The 20,683-nt window shown below is 65.6% G+C and carries 21 protein-coding genes; 8 read left to right on the forward strand and 13 right to left on the reverse strand.

All coding sequences use genetic code 11. The features are described 5' to 3' along the window. Nucleotides 1-46: 46 nt before the first annotated feature. From K1X74_01310 to K1X74_01330, 5 genes are all read right to left on the reverse strand, one after another. Nucleotides 47-1,042 (reverse strand): hypothetical protein, encoded by a 996-nt coding sequence (locus tag K1X74_01310; GenBank protein MBX7164961.1) that lies wholly within the window; start codon nucleotides 1,040-1,042, stop codon nucleotides 47-49. Nucleotides 1,043-1,068: 26 nt separating this feature from the next. After that, complete coding sequence (locus K1X74_01315; protein MBX7164962.1) at nucleotides 1,069-2,646, reverse strand: Hsp70 family protein; 1,578 nt, start codon at nucleotides 2,644-2,646, stop codon at nucleotides 1,069-1,071. A 215-nt stretch (nucleotides 2,647-2,861) separates the two neighbouring features. Beyond that, complete coding sequence (locus tag K1X74_01320; GenBank protein ID MBX7164963.1) at nucleotides 2,862-3,170, reverse strand: hypothetical protein; 309 nt, start codon at nucleotides 3,168-3,170, stop codon at nucleotides 2,862-2,864. Between the two features lie 166 nt (nucleotides 3,171-3,336). After that, nucleotides 3,337-3,636 (reverse strand): (2Fe-2S)-binding protein, encoded by a 300-nt coding sequence (locus K1X74_01325; GenBank protein MBX7164964.1) that lies wholly within the window; start codon nucleotides 3,634-3,636, stop codon nucleotides 3,337-3,339. 99 nt (nucleotides 3,637-3,735) lie between these two features. Beyond that, a complete protein-coding gene (locus K1X74_01330) occupies nucleotides 3,736-4,866 on the reverse strand; it encodes a M20/M25/M40 family metallo-hydrolase (GenBank protein ID MBX7164965.1) in 1,131 nt (376 codons plus the stop codon). Between the two features lie 234 nt (nucleotides 4,867-5,100). Here K1X74_01330 and K1X74_01335 point away from each other — a divergent pair, with 234 nt between their 5' ends. After that, nucleotides 5,101-5,541: a hypothetical protein gene (locus K1X74_01335; GenBank protein MBX7164966.1), complete on the forward strand. Its 441-nt coding sequence runs from the start codon at nucleotides 5,101-5,103 to the stop codon at nucleotides 5,539-5,541. 64 nt (nucleotides 5,542-5,605) lie between these two features. On the opposite strand, the gene K1X74_01340 is transcribed toward K1X74_01335, so the two are convergent. Next, entirely contained in the window at nucleotides 5,606-6,274 is a 669-nt protein-coding gene (locus K1X74_01340) for a hypothetical protein (protein ID MBX7164967.1), read from the reverse strand. Nucleotides 6,275-6,447: 173 nt separating this feature from the next. On the opposite strand from K1X74_01340, the gene rlmN reads away from it, so the two are divergent. From rlmN to K1X74_01355, 3 genes are all read left to right on the forward strand, one after another. Continuing rightward, entirely contained in the window at nucleotides 6,448-7,575 is a 1,128-nt protein-coding gene (gene rlmN / locus K1X74_01345; GenBank protein MBX7164968.1) for a 23S rRNA (adenine(2503)-C(2))-methyltransferase RlmN, read from the forward strand. A 210-nt stretch (nucleotides 7,576-7,785) separates the two neighbouring features. Further along, nucleotides 7,786-8,361 carry a sigma-70 family RNA polymerase sigma factor gene (locus K1X74_01350; protein MBX7164969.1) on the forward strand — a complete coding sequence of 192 codons (576 nt, stop codon included), beginning with the start codon at nucleotides 7,786-7,788 and terminating at the stop codon, nucleotides 8,359-8,361. Next, nucleotides 8,358-9,878, forward strand: coding sequence for a hypothetical protein (locus K1X74_01355; protein ID MBX7164970.1), 1,521 nt, complete (start codon nucleotides 8,358-8,360; stop codon nucleotides 9,876-9,878). The genes K1X74_01350 and K1X74_01355 overlap by 4 nt, the downstream gene beginning before the upstream one ends. On the opposite strand, the gene K1X74_01360 is transcribed toward K1X74_01355, so the two are convergent. The 6 genes from K1X74_01360 to K1X74_01385 form a co-directional block, all read right to left on the reverse strand. Then, nucleotides 9,875-11,023 (reverse strand): cellulase family glycosylhydrolase, encoded by a 1,149-nt coding sequence (locus K1X74_01360; GenBank protein MBX7164971.1) that lies wholly within the window; start codon nucleotides 11,021-11,023, stop codon nucleotides 9,875-9,877. The two genes, K1X74_01355 and K1X74_01360, sit on opposite strands and share 4 nt — an antisense overlap. A gap of 54 nt (nucleotides 11,024-11,077) precedes the next feature. Further along, entirely contained in the window at nucleotides 11,078-12,370 is a 1,293-nt protein-coding gene (locus K1X74_01365) for a glucose-1-phosphate adenylyltransferase (protein ID MBX7164972.1), read from the reverse strand. A 177-nt stretch (nucleotides 12,371-12,547) separates the two neighbouring features. Next, complete coding sequence (cax, locus tag K1X74_01370) at nucleotides 12,548-13,693, reverse strand: calcium/proton exchanger (GenBank protein MBX7164973.1); 1,146 nt, start codon at nucleotides 13,691-13,693, stop codon at nucleotides 12,548-12,550. A 115-nt stretch (nucleotides 13,694-13,808) separates the two neighbouring features. After that, nucleotides 13,809-14,342, reverse strand: coding sequence for a hypothetical protein (locus K1X74_01375; GenBank protein MBX7164974.1), 534 nt, complete (start codon nucleotides 14,340-14,342; stop codon nucleotides 13,809-13,811). Between the two features lie 67 nt (nucleotides 14,343-14,409). Beyond that, nucleotides 14,410-14,727, reverse strand: coding sequence for a Dabb family protein (locus tag K1X74_01380; protein ID MBX7164975.1), 318 nt, complete (start codon nucleotides 14,725-14,727; stop codon nucleotides 14,410-14,412). Nucleotides 14,728-14,966: 239 nt separating this feature from the next. Continuing rightward, the gene (locus K1X74_01385) at nucleotides 14,967-15,905 is read right to left on the reverse strand and encodes an endonuclease/exonuclease/phosphatase family protein (GenBank protein ID MBX7164976.1); all 939 of its coding nucleotides are present in this window, start codon (nucleotides 15,903-15,905) and stop codon (nucleotides 14,967-14,969) included. Between the two features lie 269 nt (nucleotides 15,906-16,174). On the opposite strand from K1X74_01385, the gene typA reads away from it, so the two are divergent. The 3 genes from typA to K1X74_01400 all read left to right on the forward strand — a co-directional run bounded on the left by typA (nucleotide 16,175) and on the right by K1X74_01400 (nucleotide 18,823). Further along, nucleotides 16,175-17,989 (forward strand): translational GTPase TypA, encoded by a 1,815-nt coding sequence (gene typA, locus K1X74_01390; GenBank protein ID MBX7164977.1) that lies wholly within the window; start codon nucleotides 16,175-16,177, stop codon nucleotides 17,987-17,989. A gap of 50 nt (nucleotides 17,990-18,039) precedes the next feature. Continuing rightward, on the forward strand, nucleotides 18,040-18,339 hold the full coding sequence (locus K1X74_01395) for a zinc ribbon domain-containing protein (protein ID MBX7164978.1): 300 nt from the start codon (nucleotides 18,040-18,042) through the stop codon (nucleotides 18,337-18,339). 94 nt (nucleotides 18,340-18,433) lie between these two features. Further along, the gene (locus K1X74_01400) at nucleotides 18,434-18,823 is read left to right on the forward strand and encodes a hypothetical protein (GenBank protein MBX7164979.1); all 390 of its coding nucleotides are present in this window, start codon (nucleotides 18,434-18,436) and stop codon (nucleotides 18,821-18,823) included. A gap of 63 nt (nucleotides 18,824-18,886) precedes the next feature. Here K1X74_01400 and galT read toward each other — a convergent pair whose 3' ends face one another. Further along, entirely contained in the window at nucleotides 18,887-19,936 is a 1,050-nt protein-coding gene (galT, locus tag K1X74_01405) for a galactose-1-phosphate uridylyltransferase (protein ID MBX7164980.1), read from the reverse strand. Nucleotides 19,937-20,217: 281 nt separating this feature from the next. Between galT and K1X74_01410 the strand changes: the two genes are divergently transcribed. Continuing rightward, on the forward strand, nucleotides 20,218-20,676 hold the full coding sequence (locus tag K1X74_01410; protein ID MBX7164981.1) for a hypothetical protein: 459 nt from the start codon (nucleotides 20,218-20,220) through the stop codon (nucleotides 20,674-20,676). Nucleotides 20,677-20,683: the final 7 nt, after the last annotated feature.

A 20,683-nucleotide genomic window follows, 5' to 3' on the forward strand; every position in this document is an offset into this window, starting at 1 on the left:
AACTCTAGCTCATGCTGCCGGTGCCGCGATTGCGGGCTGCCGGCCGTTACTTCTTCAGCATGTAGACCAGCATCGCCACGGTCGCGGCGGCGGGTACTGCGAAGGCCAGTCCCAAGAGCATCGCGTTCTTCATCAAGAGAATCTGGCACGCGCCGAACACGGCCATGAAGGTGAAATTGAATGCGACGATCGACAGATTGCGGCGCTGTTTCTTCTGCTCTTCGCGTTCCTCGGGCGTCAATTGCGCCGACGCCTCGCCCTTGGCCGCCGCGGATTTCTCGGCAGCCGAAACGGCGGCCCCTTTGGCCATCTGCGCCGCGGCCGCTTCGCGCGGGAAATGCTGATTGATCACCGCGTTGATCGCCGCCGGCGTGCAGATCACGCTCCTTACCGGCATGCTCACCCGCAGCCGCAACTCCTCCTCGACGTCGGGCGGTAATGGATTCGGCGAGGCCATCAGCAACTGGCCGTCGTCGACCATGATTGGCGCGCACGAATGCTGCCGGGCCAGCACCGCCGGCACCTGCGGCACCAGGTCGACGCGCACGCCCACGTCGGCCACGTCGACGAACGGCAAGCCCAGCGATTCGGCATAGGCCTGCATCACCACGTCCTGCGTGGCCATCTTCTGCTGCACCAGCGCGTCGCGGACCTCGAGATTGAGGGCGTCGGCGTAATCGCGGGCCTTCTTCAACTGTTCCGCGTCGACGATCTTGCGCCCCAGCAGGATCTGCTCGAAGGTGAACCGCCGCTCCTTGCCCGGCTGGGCCCGGCCGATCGACGCGTCGTATTCGCCTTTGCGTTTGCGATCGGTCAGGCAGAGCATGGCCTTGGCCAGCTCGTTCAGCAGCTCTTGCGACTGCTTGGCATATTCGCCCGCCGCATACTTGCGCACGTGCGCGTTGAGCTTGCGGTAGTGGGCCCTCACCTTCGCCGGGTCGTCTTCGAACTGCGGCAGCCGCAGCACCTGGTAGTAATTCAGCGGCCGCGCGGTTTCGGCGATGCCGAGCCAGTCGCGGTAGACGTCGATTTGAGTGGCCATCGCTTCTCGGCGCAGCAGGTGCCGCGTTATTCGACCTTGTATTCCGCGGCCAGTTGTTTGTAGCTGTCGATCTGCTCGTCGGTCAGGCCGCCGCGGCGTTGAATCTCGATCGACGCCTCGCCGCCTCCGGCCACGTCGCGGGCCCGTACCCGCACCCGGCCCGCTCGATCGAAGGAATAGATCACTTCGATCGGCGAACCCTCGGGCAGATCGGCCGGGAGGCCGTAGATCTTGCAGTTGCCCAGCAGCGAACAAGCCGCCGGGTCGGGCGCATCGCCTTCGATCACCTGCACGTTGACCCGTTGCTGGTTGACGACGTTCGTGCGAAACGTCTGCCGGACTTCGACCGGCAGACGCGAGTTGCGCGGGATCATCACGTGGTTGACGATCTTGCCGGTCTTTGGATTGCGGGCGGCGATGCCCAGGCCGTGCGAATTGACGTCGTCCTGCCGCACGGCCGACAGGTACTTGCGCACCGACGCGGCAAACTCGCTCTTTTCGCCGCGCACCTGGGCATCGAGGATGGCCGCGTGGATGGCCGCACCCTGCGCCACCGAGGTGTGCGGCGACAGACCCGCATAGGGCTCGATGCCCATCGTCTCGGCCAGCCGCCGCTTGACGGCCGGCATCAGCGTCGAGCCGCCCACGAGCACGATCGCGTCGAGCTGCTCGGGCGTGAGCTTGGCCTGTTCGAGCACGTGGTCGGTCGTGTCGATCGTGCGCTGCAGCAGGTCGGCCGTCATGTCCTCGAACTGCTCGCGCGTCACGCTGACGCTCAACGCCTTGCCCCCGTGGCGGCAGGTGATCGCCGTCTGCGCCTGTTCGGTCAGCGCAATCTTGGCCAGATCGCAATCGTTGCGCAGCAGTTGGGCCGTCTTGGCGCTGTCGCGCGGGTCGACGCCGTGCCGGGCCTTGAACTCATTGGCTACGTGATCGAACAACCGATCGTTCCAATCGACGCCGCCCAATTGCACGTCGCCGTCGGTGGCCAACACTTGAAAATGCGTCGGCGTATACCGGACCACGGTGACGTCGAACGTCCCGCCCCCCAGGTCGTAGACCAGCACCAGCCGGGGTTTGAACTCGGTGTCTTTCGTCTTGCCCAGCTCGCCGCGGTGCCAGGCATAAGTCAGCGTGGCCGCGGTGGGCTCGTTGATGATGTCGACCACGTTCAGTCCGGCGATCTGCCCGGCGTCCTGCGTCGACTTGCGCCGCGAATCGTTGAAATAGGCCGGCACGGTGATCACCGCGTTGCCGATCGGGCCGATTCGCTGCTCGGCGTCCTGTCGCAGCTTCTTCAAGATCAACGCCGACATGAACTCGGGCGTAATCTCGTGACCGTCGACGGTCCGCTTGAACTCCTGCGTACCCATGAACCGCTTGACCCGTTCGACGACGTGCTCGGGATCGTCGATCGCGGCGCGCGTCCGCGGCGGGCCGACGATCACCGTGCCTGAGTCGCCCAACAGCAGCAGGCTGGGGGTTTCGACTTCTTCGTCGTCGTTGGCCAGCGGCACCGGATTGCCCTGCTGGTCGAGATGGGCAATACACGAAAACGTCGTGCCCAAATCGATGCCGACCGTATGTCCTTCGCGAAATTCCATGAATCGGGCCGCTGACGAATGGCGAGCGAGATCAACAACCGGCCACTTGCATCGTGCGCGGAAAGCAGGCTTCCGCCAAGCCTTCGGCCCGGAATACAGCGTTCGGCGGGTGCGCAGCGCGCACGCGCTTCCGAAGGTGCGGGCGATTCTGCGTGGCGCCCCGGGTGCCGTCAAGCAGCCGCCACGGTGGCTCCCGTTCCCCGGCGGCCGGAGACCTACTCTTGCAGCACTTCTTTGACGAGCTGCACGAAATGCGGCGTTTTCTGCGAGGTGGACAGCTCGGTGGCCTTCTTGTCGGCTTGCTTCCGCTGGCTGTACTCGAACAAGGCCACGCGCTTGAGCGACTGGTTGAAGACCCCCCAGAACGCCTTCAGCCGGACGACCGTTTCTTCCTTCTTGCGGCTCCGGCTTTTGGCGGCCTTCTTCGCCGGCTTGGCTTCCTTCACCTTGTCCTTCTTGGCCGTCGCTTCCGCGGCCTCGGACTCTGCGCGTAATTCCTTGCGATTAAGAACTTTACGAGCCATGGGCAGTCAAACCTGAGGGCGCAACCCTGCAAAAAAATCGGGGAACGAACCGACCCCGGAAAAGTGGCCATCGCCAGGCCCCAGCGCCTGCAAACCCCAGCCACATCGGAGCTTCCATCTTAACCAATCGGCAACCAAACCACCAGCGGGGTAACTCGCGGCGCTCCTAAATCGGCGTCGCGCCCGGTGGGGGTGTGCCGTGGCCGGCGCGGATGTAGGCGGCACGCCCCTGGGCGTGCTCGCTGGCCGTGGGCTCGGCCGGCGGCTCTGGCGTTGCGGCGGCCGACGCTTGCCGAGCCGACTGCCAATAACGCTCGAGCGCCTTACGGCACCAGCCGCAGCCTGTGCCCGCGCCAAAACACTCGCTCAACTGGCTGGCCCGTTGGGGCCGCTGGACGCGGATGAAGTTGAGCACCTTGCGCTTCGACACGTGGAAGCACAGACAAACTTCGTCGTCGAGTTCCACGCCGCGTCTCGCAACGGGAGGCAAAACCAGGGAAACCCCCGCGCCGGCGACGCGGTTGTTGGATCGCGATCCGTGGGCCCCAATCACGGGGCCCCCCGCTCACTGGGCTCCGGTCGCCAAGCGCAAGGCAATTCTACAGGCCTGCTCGAACTCGGGCACAAGCAACTGCTCGGCGACCGTGTGGACATTGGCCTGACCGCAGCCGAGCGTAACGGTCGGCACGCCCCGCTCGGTCATCCAATTGGCGTCGAGGCCGCCGTTGCTCGTGGCGCGCAGCGGCGCCTCGCCGACGGCCCGGACCGCCGCCTCGGCCGCCACGACGCAGGGCTCATCGTCGGCCAGGCGAAAGGCCTCGTAGTCGTGGCGCCGCTCGATCGTGGCCTGGCCACAGGCGCCGGCCACGTTGCGCACCGCGGCAGCCGCGTCACAAAACGCTTGTTCGATCGTCGTGGCGATCTCCAGCCGGAATTTCGGGTCGTGGCTGCGGGCCTCGGCGCGCACGACGACGTGGTCGGTGACGACGTTCGTGGCGCCGCCGCCTTCGATGAACCCGATGTTGCTCGTGCCGCGGCGCTTGCCGTGGCGCACGTCGCCATGCCATCCGCGGCGGTGCAGATCGGCGATCGCCAGGCCGGCAATCGCAATGGCGCTGACGCCATATTCCGGCGCGCCGCCGGCGTGACTGGCCAGGCCGCGAATCGAGATGGTCAATCGAAAGGCACCCGTCGCGCCGACCGTCAATTTTTCGCTCGAACCGCCGTCCCAATTGAAGGCCAATTGCGGCCGCCCCAGCAGACCCAGCGACGCATGTCGCACGCCCTGCAAGCCCAACTCCTCCTGTACCGGCCAGAAGAACGTCAGCGGCGGGTGCGGCAGCTTGCGCTCCAGGATTTCCAGCGCCGCGCACAGCACCACCGCCGCGCCGGCGCGATTGTCGGCGCCGATTCCGGTGCGGGGATCGCCCGACCGCACGATGCCTCCTTCGCGCAGCGGCTTCGAGCCGACGCACAGGGGTACCGTGTCGAGATGCGCCATCAACAAGCGGCGCGGCGCACGGAACGTGCCGGGCAGCTTGAAGACCAGGTTGCCGATCTCGCCGGGCAGCAACGTCTTGGTGTGCGCCTGGTCGGTGGTGATGCACGACGCGTCGGCGCCGGCCGATCGGAGCCGATCGACGACGTATTGGACGATCTGCCCCTCTTGCCGGCTCATGCCGGGAATGGCCATCATTTCGAGCGTCGTGCGCAGGGCCCGGGCCAGGTTCGGCTCGACGGCCTGCGCCGGGGCCCCCTGGTGCCGTGCCGTTGCGCGGTTCGATCGCGCTTGGGCCGTGCGACGCTTGACGACGTTACTCACGCGCGAATACTCCTGCGACGGCCCCGAACATTTGTTGCCCGCTCGGCGTAGCGCCCACCAACACGGACCCGCGGGCAGGCCCGTGATCCTTTTCCGGCAAACCCACTGATGCGAATCTTCCTCGCCGGAATCATGCAAGGCTCACACCGCGCGGCGGTCCTGCACGACCAGGATTATCGCACAAGACTCAAAGGGCTGCTCGCCGAACACCTGCCGGGGGCCGAAATCTACGACCCGCTGGCCGACCATGGCGATTCGCTCAGCTATGGCCCCGACCGGGGACGCGAGGTGTTTTTCCACCACAATCGGCTCTGCCGCGAGGTCGATCTGCTGCTGGCCTTTGTGCCCGAGGCCTCGATGGGGACGGCCATCGAAATGTACGAGGCCTACACCGCCGGCCGCACGGTGGTGGCCATTAGCGGGCTGTCGCACAACTGGGCCGTGAAGTTTCTCAGCCACCTGCGGTACGACGACCTGGCGCAGTTCGAGCAGGCCGTCTCGAGCGGCGAACTGGCCGCCTGGCTCGAGCTGCGTAGGGCCACGGAGTAACCCGGGGGCCGCCGCGAACGATCTCGCAGGGGCGCGCCCGTGCAACGCTTGCCCGTGCGATCCGCTATTGAATCGACTCGGCCACGGCCGCGGCCTGGTCGACCGATAGCGCCTCGGTGGGAGCGACGATCCAGAGAATGCCGGTCGCGCCGTCGTGCCCCGTGAAGGTGCCAAGCGTTTCCGTGAATTCCTTGTCCGAGTCGGCCTTCTTGCCCTTACGGAACGTAAAGGTCGTCGGCTCGCCGCGCACCATCAATTCGCGCGTCTCCGGCTCGCCGACGAACTGGATTTCGTCCGGACTTTTATGGCCCTGCTGCTCCATCTGCTGCTTCAAATCCTTGCGAATCGCCTCGGCATCGACCTGGGCCCCCGGCGGCGGCTTGATTTCGCCAAACGCCAGGAAGCCTTCGCTCGTCTTGTTCTCGAAAATGGCGCCGCGCGTCGAAAGCTGCATCCACTTCATGTCGAGATTGATCGAGAACAGCGGCTGAAAGCCCTCGGGCATTTGAATGCCGCCGACTTCGTCGGCCACTTGCTGAACGACCACCGGATCGGTGCTGAAGGCGTTCGCGAAGGTCACATAAGCGAAATAGCCGACGCCTCCGAGGCCGCCGCAGCAGAGCACGAGGAAGCCGAGGCAGCCGCATCCCAAAAACCACCAGCCGCTGCCCGATCGCGCAGGGGGTTCGGCCGAGAATTGCGCGCCGGGAGGAGGTGGGGGCATGGTCGACATCGACGTTCATTCCTTGGCTAGGCTCAGCGAAAACTCGCGACGGCTCGTGCGGCCCCGGGAACAAGTCGCCCGGATGGTTGTGCGGCATTGTCTGGCCGCGGGAAAACCCTGTCAATTCGATCGGCCGGCCTGCGAAAACCGCGGCGCCGTGCACGGCAGGCGTACTTTCCGCCATGGCCCTGCCACGCATCGCCGATAAGAATGGAACGATCCCACGGTCTTCTCAACTCGCATCGACGACCATGTCCGCACTGCTCGATCCGAATTCACACCTGCTCGAAAACTGGCTGGCCGATCACGGCGAGCCGGGATTTCGCGCGCGGCAGATTCGCCGCTGGTTATTCGAGCGCCGCGCCCAATCTTGGGAAGCAATGACCGATCTGCCCAAGCGGCTGCGCGAAATGCTGACCGCCGAGTTGCCGCTGTGGACCACGCAGATCGTCGCCCGGAGGGAAGCGGGCGACACCACGGAGAAACTGCTGCTGGAATTGCGCGACGGTCACCGCATCGAATGCGTGTTGATTCGCGAGCAGCCGCGCTGCACGATCTGCATCAGCACGCAGGTCGGCTGCGCGATGGGCTGCGCATTTTGCGCCAGCGGCCTCGAGGGCGTCGTGCGCAATCTCGAGGCCGGCGAGATCGTCGAGCAAATGTTGCGGCTGCAGCATTGCCTGGCGCCCGACGAACGGATCAACCACGTCGTCGTGATGGGCATGGGCGAGCCACTGGCCAATTTGCGCAACCTGCTTTCGGCCCTGGCCGTGGCGACCGATCCGGCCGGCCTGGGCATCAGTGCGCGGCGGATCACCATTTCGACCGTCGGCCTGCCGGCCGGCATCGAAGAGCTGGCGCGGCAAGACGTGCCCTATCGGCTGGCCGTGTCGTTGCATGCGCCCGACGACGAGCTGCGTAACCGGCTGGTCAAGGTGAATCGCTCGATCGGCATTCCGGCCATCCTGGCCGCCGCCGACAAATATTTTGCCCGCACCGGGCGGCGGCTGACGTTCGAATATGTGCTCCTGGCCGGCGTGAACGACTCGCCCGAGCAAGCCCGCCGGTTGGCGAAGCTGCTGGCCGGGCGCACGGCGCTGGTCAACGTGATCCCGTTCAACCCGGTCGAGGGCCTCGCGTTTGCCACCCCCTCGTCGGCGGCCTTGGCCGAGTTTCGCTCGACGCTGTCGTCGGCCGGCGTCGAGGTCCGGGTTCGCAAGCGCAAGGGCGACCAGATCGATGCCGCTTGCGGCCAGTTGCGCCGCTCTTACCTGGCACATGCCGGCGATGAGGCCGCCACGGTCAATTGACCTGCTGAGCCTGGTTCCCCGGCAGGCGGCGGTCGGCGGGGGGAAACTTTCAGTCCCCCGCGGGGTTCGATAGTCTGAAGGCAGCCCCGGCGCGCCTTCGACCCGGTTTGCCGCCGGCAGCAGACCGCTTGACCCACCGAGAACGTCCGCTTGGCCATCAGCGAGTCGTCGGCCCAGAGAATCGCGCTGCACGATCCCGACGTGCGGCTCATGCTCGCGGTGCGCGATGGCGACGCGGGCGCATTTGAAGAGCTGGTAAGCCGCTACCAGGCCCGGCTGGTCCGCGTGTTGGAGCACCTCGTCGGCAACCGCGACGGTGCCGAGGATCTGGCTCAGGACGTGTTCCTGCGGATCTATCGGGCCCGGGCGTCGTATGTCCCCGGCGCGAAGTTTTCGACCTGGATGTTCACGATCGCCAACAACGTGGCCCTGAACTCGCTACGTAGCCGCGCCCGGCGGCGCGAGGTGACGCTCGACGCCCGCGACAGCGGCCCGCTGGGGCCACGGCCCATGGACGAGCTGGCGACGGCCGCGAGCGGCTTGATGCCGGCGCGCCAGCTCGATCGCGCCGAGATTCGCGACATCGTGCGCCAGGCCATCGGCTCGCTCAACGAGCGCCAGCGGCTGGCCGTGCTGTTGGCCAAGTTCGAGGACATGAGCTACGAAGACATTGCCCAGGCGATGAACATGTCCGAGCCGGCCATCAAGTCGCTATTGGCCCGGGCCCGGGTCAATCTCAAGGAAGTGCTGGCCCCCTACCTGCAAGATGGGGCACGGCCGACATGAACGCACACGCCCAGGCCTCACCTGCTCCAGACGATCCGTTGGCCGAACGGCTGGTCGCCTATCTCGACGGCGAGCTGCCGCCTGGCGAGGCTCAGCAGCTTGAAGACCGGCTGGCCCACGATCGGGCGGCGCAGCGCGAACTGGCGCAGCTGGACCGCACCTGGCAGTTGCTCGACAGCCTGCCTCCGCCCGAAGTCGACGGGCGGTTTACCCGGACGACGCTGGAAATGGTCGCCGCGACCGCCCAAGTCGAACTGCGGCACACCCAGCGTTGGGCACCGCTGGCCCGTTATGGGCGCTGGGTGCTCGGCGTGCTGCTGCTGGCGGCGTGCGGTAGCCTCGGCTACGCCGGCGTCGCCATCTGGGTACCTTCGAACAACGCCGAGCTGCTCGCCCAACTGCCGATTCTCGAACGCCTGGAAATGTATCGCCAGGTCGTCGAATTGCCGTTTCTCCGCGCCGTGGCAGAGGTGCCGCCCGAGCGATTCGCGCCGGCCGACCACGAGCCGGGCACACCCGCGCCGGGCGACGCGGCGCCGCCTGCCGAGGCTCAAGCAGCAGAGGCCCAGCCCTCGACAGCCCCTGCGCAGCCGCCCTGGCACGAGCCGCTCGAGCAACGCCGCGCGCGGATCGCCCAGATGCCGGCCGAGTCCAAGCAGGAACTGCAGCGAAAGCGCGAATTGCTGTCGACGCTGCCCGAGCGCGAGCAGCTCGCGACCTTGCAGCGCGAACTCGAATCGGCGCCCGACGCAGCCGCGCTGCTCGCGGCTGGCGAGCGCTACTATGCCTGGACGCTCTCGCTCAGCCCGCTCGATCGCGCAAAACTGCGCTCGCTGCCGGCGGACGAACGTCTGCAACAAGTGGAACAACGCCTGACCGAAACCGAGCGGCACCGGCAGCACCTGGCGCGGCTGAATGCCGGCCGCAGCGAAAACGAGCTGGCCTTCCAGGACTGGCTGCGCGAAGACGTCATCCCTGCGCTGCTGGCCTCGGATCAGCTCGACAAACTCTTGGCCGACACGCCGCTGCGGCGCCGTGAGCGGCTCAAGCTGGCTCCGCCCGACGAACAGGCCCGGGTCTTGCGCGAGTATTTGGCATCGCTGATCGTGCGCGAGCGCGTTCAACAGCTCGTGCTCACCGAGGAATTGGTCGCCAAGCTCGAGGCCCGGCTGCGCCCGCCGCTGCGCATGACACTCGAGGAAGCCGCGACGCTCAAGCAGAAGCAGGCGCTGATCACCAGTTGGGTACGCGCGGCCATGAAGGCCCGGATGAAATCGCGCGACGGCGTCGGACCGCCTTCCGTCGAACTGCAGCGGTTCTACAGCAAAGAACTCTCCGCGGAAGAACGAGCCGAGCTCGACAAGCTGCCTCCCGAGCAATTCTGGGGTCGGCTACGCGAGCTGTATCGCGAAGACCGCATGTTGCGCGGCGAGCCGCCGCTGCCCCCGCCGGGACCACGTGCGCATGGCGCTTGGGGCCGTCCGCCGCGACCCGGAGGACCGGATCAAGCACGCTAGTTCGCTGCCGCCTGGCGCTGCTGGGTGGTCTGACGGATGTATTCGACCTCGGCGGGCCGGTACGGCGAACCGTCGCCGCGAAAAATGTCGTGGAACCATTCCTCCGGCTCGGCGCGGTAGGACTTTTGCCACGAATCCCAGGGGTAGATCGTCTGGCTCTTGCCGGCCACGAAGCCCCAGCAGTACGCGGCCACGTGCGCGTCGCGGAAGTTGCCGAGCTGCGGATCGAAGCGGCTGCCGTTGCCCCGCGCCATGTACTCGGTGCACAGCAGCGGCCGGCCAAACCGTCGCAGGCTTGCCAGCCGCTGGGCCGCGACCGGCGGCGGATCGTACGTGTGAAACGAGATCACGTCCGAGGCGCTCGTCATCGCCCGATCGATGGGGCTCATCCGCTCGTCGCTCGACCAGTCGCCACGCCACACGCCCGCTGTCAGCGGCGCCTGAGGATCGGCGCTGCGGGCCCAGGCGAACGTCTTTTCCAACAGCACCTGGGCGCGCTGGGCCTTGTCTTTGAGCTCGATCGCGCCATAGCTGTTGGCATTCGGGTTGTCGGGCTCATTGAACAAGTCCCAAACCTGCACGCGCGGATCCGATTTGTAGCGTGAGACAATGCCCAGCACGTAGGGCTTCAGGGCCTCGATCTGCGCGTCGTCGCGCAACACGTCGGCGCCGGGGCTTTGAACCCAGCCCGAGTTGTGAATGTGCGGCTTGGGCGCCCGTTGTGGCCCCAATTTCGGGTGCGGGTCCCAGACGCCGTCGAACAACACCAGCATCACGCCGATGTCATGCCGGTCTGCGATCTCCAGAAACTGATCGAGACGGCGCGCGAAACCCTCGGCGTCCTGTTCCCAGAGCAGGTGGTGCAGGAACACGCGCACCGAGTTGAAACCGAGCCCCTGGGCCCAGCCGAGTTCCTGGTCGATCACCTCGGGAACAAAAGAATCGGCCTGCCACATTTCGAGCTGATTAATGGCGGTCCGCGGGAGGTAATTGCAGCCGACCAGCCAGCCGGCGCGCTGCTGCCAGGCTTGGGCCTCGTCGGCCGACCAGCGATCCCGCGCCGTGGCGAAACCAATGCCCGCCAGCACCACGAGGCCGGACAACACACCGCACCGCAACAGCGCCATCGCACGAGAGCAGTTCATTTCTGGGATACTCCTGCCTGGGCAGCCGACGACGTATCGACGCATGCCACGGCCTCAGCCCGACAGGCGCCAGTCGTCGGCGATGGTCGTGCCGCGCGGGACGACGACGACCGAGTCACGAATGATGTATTCGGGGTGATCTTCGCTGTCGACGACGCCGCCGGGATTGGTTATGTGCACGCGACGGCCGATGCGACAGTTCTTGTCGATGATGGCGCCTTCGATCACGCTCCCTTCGCCGATTCCCACACACGGTCTTCCCTGCTGGCGATTCTCTTCCAGGGCGGCCGCCGTCTCGTAAAAGTCGGCGCCCATCACGATCGCCTTGCGCAGCGTCACCCCGGGGCCGATCACGCAGCGCACGCCGATCACCGAATCTTCGATCGTGGCGCTTTCGTGGATCTGGCAGCCGTCGGCGATCAGGCTGCGGCGAATCGTGGCCCCGTCGAACCGCGAGGCCGGCAGGAACCGCGCGCTCGAATAGATCGGCGCCGACGCCGAGCCGATATCAAACCGCGGCCGATGCGCGGTCAAATCAAGATTCGCTTGGAAGAACGAGCCGATCGTGCCGATGTCTTCCCAATAGCCGTCGAACACGTGGCACTGGACCCGCCGAGTGCGGATCGAAGCCGGGAAGACTTCTTTGCCGAAATCGCGGTAGTCGGTCTTGTTGAGGACGTCGAGCAGCACGTCGCGATTGAAAATGTAGATGCCCATGCTGGCCAGGCAATCGCGGCCGTGGCTGGGAATCCCCTGCCGGTCGATCCAGGCCGGATCGGTCAGCACCAGCTCGACTTCGGCTTGCGTCTTCGGCTTTTCCAGAAAGCCTCCCACGCGTCCCGTGTCGTCGACGCGCATGATGCCCAGCCCGCTCACCTGGTCGCGCGTCACAGGCAGCGCCGCGATCGTCACATCGGCCTTGGCTTGCACGTGCGTGGCCAGCATGTCGCGATAGTCCATGCGGTACAACTGATCGCCGGAGAGGATCAACACCTGCTCGATGTCGTGCTGTTCGATATAGCGCAGGTTCTGCCGCACGGCGTCGGCGGTGCCCTGGTACCAGTGCGTGTTGTCGAGCGTCTGCTGGGCCGCGAGAATCTCGACGAAACCGCCGTTGAAGTGATCGAAGTTGTAGGCCCGGCGAATGTGGCTGTGCAGGCTCACCGAGTTGAACTGGGTGAGGACGTAAATCCGGTTCAGGCCCGAGTTGATGCAATTCGAAATCGGGATGTCGATCAATCGGTACTTACCGGCCAACGGGACGGCAGGTTTCGAGCGCAGCTTGGTCAGCGGATACAGCCGCGTCCCCTGCCCGCCGCCGAGGACCAACGTGATGATGCGGTTCATGAAACTCTCGCAAGGCCAATGCCAGACACTGGTTCGGATGCTTCAGGCCTGGAGGATTGTAGCGGATGCAAATCGATTGCCCGAGAGCCGCGCCCTTTTCACCCGGCGCTGGGCCAGCCGCCCTGCAGACAGCGCCGCGTGCGGTGTCGCCGCACATCGCGAGGTTGCAACAGAGCCCTAAACCGGCAGGTGAAAGAACAGCAAGCCCAGCATCGCGTAGAGCAACAGCAGCAAGACGCCTTCGAACCAGTTGCTTTGACCGTCCCCGGCGATCTGATGCATCACCGTCGCGGCCATCACGACGGCCATGATCTCCGGCACCGTGAACACCAGGTCCAACGGCATGCCCATGCCATGGCTGACCAGCACCAGCACGGGCGCAATGAACAAGGCAATCTGAATCGACGAGCCGATGGCGATCGACAGGCTCAGGTCCATCCGGTTGCGCAGCGCCATCAGCACGGCCGTGCTGTGCTCGGCCGCATTGCCCACGATCGCCACGACAATCACGCCGACGAACAACTCGGTGAGCCCGATGGCGTGGCTGGCCTCGACCACCGAACCGATCATGAATTCGGCCAGCACGGCCACGAGCGCGGTTGCAACCAACAGCACGCCGATCGCACGGCGCACCGGCCACGGGGCATGCGGCGCCTCGTCGTCCCCGGGCTCCGCGGTCTCGACGTCCGCCGGGCCGGCATACAGGTGTCGGTGCGTCTTGAGCGCGAACACCAGGTTGAGCGCATAGGCGAACAGCAGCAACACCGACAGTTCGAGACTGATGTCGCCCACCTCACTCTTGCCCCGCGGCACGAGATAGGCAAACACGGCGGGAATCAGCAGCGCCGCCGTGGCCAGGTTCAACAGCGTCGCGCTCACCCGGCTGGCCGCGGCATTGAAGTGCTGCACGTTGTAACGGAGCCCCCCGGCCAGCAGCGCCGCCCCCAGCACCAGCAGCACGTTGCCGATGATCGAACCGGTCAGCGAGGCCTTAACCAGATAGTGCATGGCTGCTTGTTTTTCCGGCTCGCGATAGGCCTGAATCAGCGCCATTAAGGCGATGATCAGTTCGGCGGCGTTGCCAAACGTGGCGTTCAGCAGACCGCCGACCCCCTCGCCAAAGCGCTCGGCCAGATGCTCCGTGGCGCGGCCCATCCAGCCCGCCATCGGCACGATCGCCAGCGCCGAGCAGATGAACACGGCCGTCGGGCTGGCCCACGACGCGCCGCGCGCATGGGCCATCTCCAGCACGGCCGCCACCGGAAAAAACACCAGCAGCCAGTTCAACGACGGACGCAACAAGTGAGCGACCGGGCTCGACACGGGAAGCCACCTTCGGGAAAAACGGCCGAACAGCCGACAAGCTCCGCAGCCAAAGCTACGCCAAGCGCCCAAGAATTGTCGAGAGGAGTGCCGCGCGGGTGCGGGCAACCCGCCTTTACCTGCGCGGCAGGAACTCGCGAATCGCCCCGGCCAACGCCGCCAGCGCCGCCTCATCGTTCATCCGGTGGTTCTCGCCCACCACGCGCAAGGCGGTCGCCGGCAAACCGCTGGCGGCGATCAGTTCGCGGCTGTCTGCCAGGGGGATCAACTCGTCGTGCTCCGAGTGCAGCACCACCGAGCGCGGCCCGATTAGCGGATCGACGCCGCACCAACGCCACGCCGGCGCGATCAACACCAGCGGCGTGTGCAGCGACAGGATCTGCGGCTGAGGCCCGGCCGGCGCACGCTTGCCCTGAGCTGCAGCCGGGCCCAGGTCCAATTGCATGGCCACCGCCGCGCCGCGGCTGCTGCCCACCACGACGCTCGGTCGTTGCAGGTCGAATTCCTGCTGCGCGACCGCCACGGCGTCGGCGAAGCTCTCGTCGGGCAGCGCCGGGTTGAGCACCTCGAAGCCCTGGCTCGCCAGAAACTGGGGCTTGAAGCCCCCCGGGCGCGCCTCGAGACCGTGCAAGAACAAGATCGTCGCCATGGCTCGATCTCGCGGCTTTGCGGCGCAGCTGCGCTGCGATGCCGATGATTAGCTGGTCCTGTTCCGGCTATTTCACCGGCATGACGTCGACGTCGGTGTCGAACACGCGCACCTGCGCCCAGGTCTCGCGGTTCTCTTCGATGAACTTCAAATGGTCGGGCGCGGTCTGATAGGCGTCATGCGCGGCCCGATCGGCGAACACGATGTGGATCGCCACCGAGAAATTGCGATCGTTGACCGGCCGGCTCAGATCGCACGGCGTGCCGACGGCGAAATAGGTCACGCCGGGGTGTTTGACCAGGTATTTCTTGCACGCGGCCACGAGCTGGTCGCGGCCCTCGGGCGAATCGTTCTTGAGCGAAAAGAACACGTTGTGGCAAAGCATCATGGGAGTCTCTCGCGGTTCGGCGGCGATGATCGTCGAGCGCTGCACCGCGCCGAGGTTCCACATGCCCGCGGTCAGGACCAGCATTCCCAGCAAGGCCCCTAACACCCAGCCACTGCGGCGGCAGCACATCGATTGAATTCCTCTCGGTAAGTCAGCCGGCGATCCCCCGCGGACCGGCGGCCGCCGCATTGTGCGCGGCCGGCAATCCGTCTGCAACGGGCCGCAGCCCCTGCGGATCAGCGGCCCCACTCCAGATCGGCCTCGACGGCCGAGTGGTCCGAGAGGAATTTGGTCTTCTCATCCGGGAAGGGGTTCACGCGGACGGCCCGGGGGCGGAGCAGTTCGGCGGTCACTGGATTGGCCAGGAAGATGTAGTCGATGCGGTTGCCGATCTCGGTCGATTCCTGCTCGTTGGTGCCGCCCAGCTCGCGGCCGTGCAAGGTCGGCCAGAGGTCGACGAGGCGCAGCTTCGGCGCCGCGCCGCGCATATCGGTCAGTACCTGGTGATAGGCCGAAGTTGCATCGTCCTGGTCGGCCGGGTTGCCGTGCGTGTTGAAATCGCCCATCACGAGCATCGGATGCGCCGGGTCGTGATGCTCGGCAATGAACGCGGCCAACTCCTTGTATTGCGACGGACGCAGCTCGTCGGCGGCCGCCTCGAGGTGCGTGATAAAGACGTCGACGAACTCGTCGCGCCGCTCGGCCGAGCGCGCGATGCGCGCGTGCAGCACCCCCTTGGCGGCAAACCCGTCGGCCCGCAAGCCGTATTCCTTCGGCTGGCTCGATTTCGTGTAGTAGGTCGCATGCCAGGCGAGAATCGGCAGGCGCGTCGCGATGGCCAGACCGCCGTTGAACCGACCGTCGGCCGGCCGGGGATGCACGGCCTCGGCATAGGCGTCGCCCCAGGCCTGCTTCAATCCGGCCAGGAGCAAATTGCGCGGCGCGTCGTCGAACACCTCCTGCAGGCCGACAATGTCGTACACGGCCAGCTTCCGGCCCAACTCGGCCGCGCGGTACTTCGTGTTGCCGCGCTTGTTGGCGATCGAGGCCAGGCTGGGCAGAAACTGCACGTTGTAGCTGATCGCCCGCACCGGCTCGGCCGCGCGCGCGGGCCCCCACGTCAGGCACACCGCCGCTAGCAACAGGGCCATCCGCACCCTACTTGAACAGGCCATAAACCGTTTCCTCGCAATCAACTCCACACCATGAGCAACCTCGGGCACAGTCTAGTTCGCCGGGCGCCCGCCCGCTATCGAAGCAGGAGGAATCCGGTCGCGATTACGCCTACACGAAAACTCCCGACCGGGATACGATTGATGAGTCCCGCCTTGCTTGCCCCCGGGGTACTCGTCGGGGGTATTTTTTTTGCCCGCGGTCCACGTCGGGATCCCCTCCGGGGGCGACTGGCTCGTGGGGCCCGCCTTGTTTTTTCCCGCCGAACGCTATGCGCCGCGACGACATTCGCAATATCGCCATCATCGCCCACGTCGATCACGGCAAGACGACGCTGGTCGACTGCCTGCTGCGCCAAAGCGGCGAGTTTCGCGCGAGCCAACTGGTCGGCGAGCGGATTCTCGACTCGAACGATCTGGAGCGCGAGCGGGGCATCACGATCCTGGCCAAGAACATCTCCCTGCCCTATCGCGGCGTGAAGATCAACATCATCGACACGCCCGGCCACGCCGATTTCGGCGGCGAGGTCGAGCGCGTGCTCCGCATGGCCGACGGCGCCTTAGTGCTGGTCGACGCCGCCGAGGGGCCCATGCCGCAAACGCGGTTCGTGCTCACCAAGGCGCTCGAGTGCCAGCTGCAGCCGATCGTCGTCGTCAACAAAATCGACCGTCCCGACGCCCGGGCGCACGACGTGCTTAGCGAAGTGCTCGAATTGTTCATCGACCTGGGCGCCCACGACGACGTGCTCGACTTCCCGTACATCTATGCCAGCGCCCGCGACGGTTTCGCCTCGGTCGATCTCGAGACGCGCGGCGCATCGATGGCGCCGCTGTTGGACCTGGTGCTGGAGCGCATTCCCGGGCCGGACGTCGATCTCGAGGCCCCCTTGCAGATGCTGGTCACCACGCTCGACTGGTCCGACTATGTCGGCCGCATCGCGATCGGCCGCATCCAGTCGGGCCGGATCACGAAGAACCAGCCGGTCGCCCTGCTGCAAGGCGGCGGCCGCGAGACGAACGCGCGCGTGCAAACGGTCTACGTCTTCGACAAGCTCGGCCGCACCGAGGTCGACGAGGCCTCGGCCGGCGACCTGGTGGCCCTGGTGGGGCTCGACGATGTCGAAATCGGCGACACGGTCAGCGATTTCAACGAGCGGCGCCCCCTGGCCAGGCTCGAGGTCGACCAGCCGACGCTGGAGATGATCTTCGGCCCCAACACTTCGCCCCTGGCCGGGCGCGACGGCAAGTACGTCACCACGCGCCACATCCGCGACCGGTTGTACAAAGAGGTCGAACGCAACGTCGCCCTCCGCGTGCGTCCGCTCGAGGGCACCGAATCGTACGCCGTCTCGGGCCGCGGATTGCTGCACCTGTCGGTCCTGATCGAAACGATGCGCCGCGAGGGCTTTGAGCTGTCGGTCGGCAAGCCGCGGGTGATCATTCGCGAGAGTCACGGCGTTTCCGAGGAGCCCTTCGAAACGCTCGTGGTCGAAGTGCCGCCGGACCGCATGGGCCCGGTCATGGAACTGGTCGGCGCGCGGCGCGGCCAGGCCGTGGAAATGGCGGCCCGCGGCGATTACACGCACTTGAAATTCTCGATCCCGGCCCGGGGACTGATCGGCCTGCGCACAAGGCTGCTCAACGCCACGCAGGGGACGGCCATCATCCATCACCGCTTCGATCGCTACCGGCCGCTCGAAGGCGAGATTCCCGCGCGCCCCAACGGCGTGCTGGTCTCGATGGTCGACGGTAAGGCCGTGGCCTACGGGCTCGATAGCTTGCAGGAACGGGCCGAGCTGTTCGTCTCGCCCGGCGATGCCGTATACGAGGGTATGGTTGTCGGCGAAAACAGCCGCGAAGACGACATGTCGGTCAACCCCACGCGGGAAAAGAAGCTGACGAACATGCGGGCCACGGGCAGCGACCGCAACATTCTGCTCAAACCGCCGCGGCAACTGACGCTGGAGATGGCGCTCGAATACATCGCCGACGACGAGCTGGTCGAAGTCACGCCGAACTGTATCCGCCTGCGCAAAATGCTGCTGACGGAAAACGACCGCCGCCGTGCCGCCCGCCGCGGGGCATGACTCGATCGCCCGCCGGCGCAGCATGTCGGTGTGCGGCGCGAGGAAATCGCTTGCATCTGCCGTCGATTGAGGTGCCCCCGATGGCCGCCAGCCCGAGGTGTCAAAGCTGTGGGATGCCCCTGAAGGTCGATCCCGAGCGGGGTGGATCCGAGCACGACGGCAGCCGGAGCACGGAATATTGCAGCTATTGCTATCAGCACGGGAAGCTCCTGCAACCCGAGATGACGATCGACGAAATGCGCGCCTTGATTATCGAAAAACTTGGTGAAAAAGGTTATCCTCGTTTCATTGCCCGATTGTTTACGATCGGTCTGCATCGCCTGAAACGCTGGCAAACCACCCAGCGCTAATTCCATCGGGCAGAGTTCCGTCGAGCAACCGTACGCGAATCGTTTCACCAGCCAGCGGCGCGTCGTTCGGCGCCGCGTCCCAGGGGTCCAAACCATGTCGCACTTTGCCAACCATTTCTCGCGCTGGCATTTCCGGGTGTTGATCGCGCTGTGGCTGTTGTTCACGGGCCTGACGCTGTACATCGTCAGCGTCGGACTGGACAAGGCGGATCGCAGCCCTGGCAAGATCGTCGCGACCACGGCGGCGACCGTGCTCGGCCCGATGACCGGAGCCATCAGCCGCAACTGCCAAAGCTGCTGCCTGGAATTTTCGCTGGCGCTGCTGCCCTACTGTGGTGCGGCCCTGGCCATGGCCGCGCTGATCCAATTCGCCGGACGGTCCGAGGCTCTCTGGTTGCGCCTAGTGCGGCTCACCATCTGGACCATGGGCCTGGTCGTGTGGTTCGGCGGCGGCATCATTTCGTTTGGCCACGCGCTGAGCTGATCTGCCCGCTCAGCGCGATCGGCTGCTGATGCGCTGCGCATGCCGCTTCGTCGCAACTCGTCGTCACGATCCGTCGGGCGTCGTCGCCGCGAGCGTTTTGGCCACCCCGTTGGCCGTGGCCACCTCGGTCAAGAACGCCACGGCCTCTTCCGGCAGCACGGTGTTGATCGACATGCCGCTGCCCAACTCGAAGCCGGCGGGCGTGCTCAGCCTCGGCAGGATGCGAATGTGCCAGCTGAAATATTCTTCGTCTTCGTCGCCCCGCGGCGCCGAATCGATCGTCAGGTTGTAGGCCGGATTGTCGAGCGCCGTGTGCAGCTTGAGCAACGCCCGCTTCAAGAGCGCCGCCAGATTGTGCATGCGCGGGCCATCGACCGCCAGGAACGTGGCCTCGCGCCGCCGGGGCAGAATCCACGTTTCAAACGGCGTGTGCGACGCATAGGGTAAGAACGCCACGAAGTCGTCGTTCGTCACCAGCACGCGGCGCTCGGCGGCCAATTCCTGCTCGAGCATCACCTCGTACAGCGAACGGCCCATGCGGTCGAAATACTCGGTGGCCTCGAACATCTTCAACCGCAGCAGGCGCGGCACGACCGGCGTCGCGATCAATTGCCAGTGCGGATGAGCCAGCGACGTACCGGCTTGCACGCCGTGGTTCTTGAAGATGACGACTGTTTGAAAACGCCGATCGCGCATCAAGTCGCGATGACGGAATTGCAATGCCCCGAGCACCGCTTCGATCTGCTCGACCGGCTGCTGCGGAAAAGCCAGGTTGTGGTCCGGCGATTCGATCACCACCTCGTGCGCGCCGCAGCCCGGCATGTGGTGGAACAACTCGCCGTCGCGCTGCCGTTCGGGCTGATCCTCGATGCGCAGCGCCGGAAATTTGTTGGGCATCACCCGTACGCGCCAACGCCCGGGATAATTCGCGTCGCCGGGCAGCGTGTAGATCTCCGGCGGGGTCAGCGATTCGTTGCCCGGGCAGAATGGGCAGTTGGCCGGCTCGACGTGCGTGGCCGCTTTGCCCGGCTGATGATCGTGCGGGCGCAACGCTCGCGAGGGGGCATAGACCACCCAATCGGACGTCGTCGGATCAAATCGCAAGAGCGACATCGCAAATCCTCCAGCATCAGTGCATGCATGTCAGGGTTTTCCCACATGCGATTTGCGCGCTTTACACAACTTCCATGTTACGCGCGTACCCCATTCGTGTTATCAGCAAGCCATATGCCGTTTCAATTTGTGTGAGGCTCATCAACATCTGTTGCGAACTCTCGACGCGGCATGGTTTCTGCGGCACATTGAGAGTTGGAGCAAAGGCCAAAGCAGAGCACGCGGTGCCCGTAGGAGTCGGGAGTGCAGGTTTGGGGGCGCTGCGGCCGGGAGAATGAGCCATGACCAACGAAGAACTCACCTGCTTCGAGCAGAAGGTGCGCGAGGAACACTGTGCCTTGGTGACACAATGCCGAGCGATTCGTGCCGGCGTGGAGCGCGCGGCCGCCAGCCATTGGCAGGTGGAAGACACGCGGCAAATCGCCGCAGCTTTGGCCCAACTGAGGTCCGAAGTGCGCGAACACTTCGAAGCCGAGGAATCGGACGGTTGTATGGATGAAGCGCTCGCGCTGGCCCCGCACATGGCGGGCACGGCCCGATGCTTGATGCGCCAGCACGAGGCGCTGCTCGCTTCGCTCACTGAATTGACCGCCAAGGCGCAAAAGGTCAACGCCAAAGCGTGGCCGAAATTGGGCGAGGCCATCAAGTACTGGATCGGTGTGCTCTTGGCACATGAACAAGCCGAAGCGCGCATGCTGCAGGCCGCGTTCAATAGCGACTTCGATCTGGACCTTGATTGAGGTCACT

This window comes from Pirellulales bacterium (assembly GCA_019694435.1).
Taxonomy (GTDB): domain Bacteria; phylum Planctomycetota; class Planctomycetia; order Pirellulales; family JAEUIK01; genus JAIBBZ01.

Bases quoted from the DNA above. Each gene is read 5' to 3' on its own strand.
- K1X74_01360 (MBX7164971.1), bottom strand. From the start codon at position 11,023: ATGAACTGCTCTCGTGCGATGGCGCTGTTGCGGTGCGGTGTGTTGTCC.
- typA (MBX7164977.1), top strand. From the start codon at position 16,175: ATGCGCCGCGACGACATTCGCAATATCGCCATCATCGCCCACGTCGAT.
- K1X74_01340 (MBX7164967.1), bottom strand. From the start codon at position 6,274: ATGTCGACCATGCCCCCACCTCCTCCCGGCGCGCAATTCTCGGCCGAA.
- K1X74_01400 (MBX7164979.1), top strand. From the start codon at position 18,434: ATGTCGCACTTTGCCAACCATTTCTCGCGCTGGCATTTCCGGGTGTTG.
- galT (MBX7164980.1), bottom strand. From the start codon at position 19,936: ATGTCGCTCTTGCGATTTGATCCGACGACGTCCGATTGGGTGGTCTAT.
- K1X74_01380 (MBX7164975.1), bottom strand. From the start codon at position 14,727: ATGCTTTGCCACAACGTGTTCTTTTCGCTCAAGAACGATTCGCCCGAG.
- K1X74_01320 (MBX7164963.1), bottom strand. From the start codon at position 3,170: ATGGCTCGTAAAGTTCTTAATCGCAAGGAATTACGCGCAGAGTCCGAG.
- K1X74_01355 (MBX7164970.1), top strand. From the start codon at position 8,358: ATGAACGCACACGCCCAGGCCTCACCTGCTCCAGACGATCCGTTGGCC.
- K1X74_01350 (MBX7164969.1), top strand. From the start codon at position 7,786: ATGCTCGCGGTGCGCGATGGCGACGCGGGCGCATTTGAAGAGCTGGTA.
- rlmN (MBX7164968.1), top strand. From the start codon at position 6,448: ATGGCCCTGCCACGCATCGCCGATAAGAATGGAACGATCCCACGGTCT.
- K1X74_01315 (MBX7164962.1), bottom strand. From the start codon at position 2,646: ATGGAATTTCGCGAAGGACATACGGTCGGCATCGATTTGGGCACGACG.
- K1X74_01410 (MBX7164981.1), top strand. From the start codon at position 20,218: ATGACCAACGAAGAACTCACCTGCTTCGAGCAGAAGGTGCGCGAGGAA.
- K1X74_01335 (MBX7164966.1), top strand. From the start codon at position 5,101: ATGCGAATCTTCCTCGCCGGAATCATGCAAGGCTCACACCGCGCGGCG.
- K1X74_01310 (MBX7164961.1), bottom strand. From the start codon at position 1,042: ATGGCCACTCAAATCGACGTCTACCGCGACTGGCTCGGCATCGCCGAA.
- K1X74_01365 (MBX7164972.1), bottom strand. From the start codon at position 12,370: ATGAACCGCATCATCACGTTGGTCCTCGGCGGCGGGCAGGGGACGCGG.
- K1X74_01385 (MBX7164976.1), bottom strand. From the start codon at position 15,905: ATGGCCTGTTCAAGTAGGGTGCGGATGGCCCTGTTGCTAGCGGCGGTG.
- K1X74_01375 (MBX7164974.1), bottom strand. From the start codon at position 14,342: ATGGCGACGATCTTGTTCTTGCACGGTCTCGAGGCGCGCCCGGGGGGC.
- K1X74_01330 (MBX7164965.1), bottom strand. From the start codon at position 4,866: ATGATGGCCATTCCCGGCATGAGCCGGCAAGAGGGGCAGATCGTCCAA.